This window comes from Tamlana crocina (assembly GCF_012037625.1).
This window is the reverse complement of sequence record NZ_JAAVJS010000378.1, coordinates 1-394: the sequence shown is the minus strand read 5'-3', so window position 1 is coordinate 394 and position 394 is coordinate 1. Positions and strand designations below refer to the sequence as shown.

Below are 394 nucleotides of genomic sequence, written 5' to 3'. Positions count from 1 at the left end.
AATATTTGAATTCTTTTTGAAGGCGATATAGTCTTTGCGGTATTCAACTTCTATGTTATCAGAAAGATTTAGAATGGCCGTTTTGTAGGTTTCGTAGAGCTCAGTAATATCATCTGACTTCCTTTTCAAATGGTCTTCTTCGGTATAGACCTTTAGCTGTTCTGTGACCGATTTAAGCTTCTCATTATTTTGTGTAATGGGCTTTATGCTTTCTGCTGACTTGCTTTTGCGCACTTCATTGATGCTAATGAGGTTGTTCTCATAACGCTTTACTTCCCACAGCTCTATGGCTATATCTTTAAAGTTGGTGGCTGTTTTCTGGTTTTCGGTAAAGCTGGTGGAAACAAAAGCAACCCGAGTTTGTGTCCAATCCACCTCGTCACGCTTTAGGCTA

Annotated in this window: 1 pseudogene; it reads right to left on the bottom strand. The window is 39.3% G+C overall.

Features of this window, described 5'->3' with window-relative positions:
• Positions 1-394: pseudogene (locus tag HC176_RS17210) on the bottom strand (DUF5655 domain-containing protein); the annotation flags it as partial.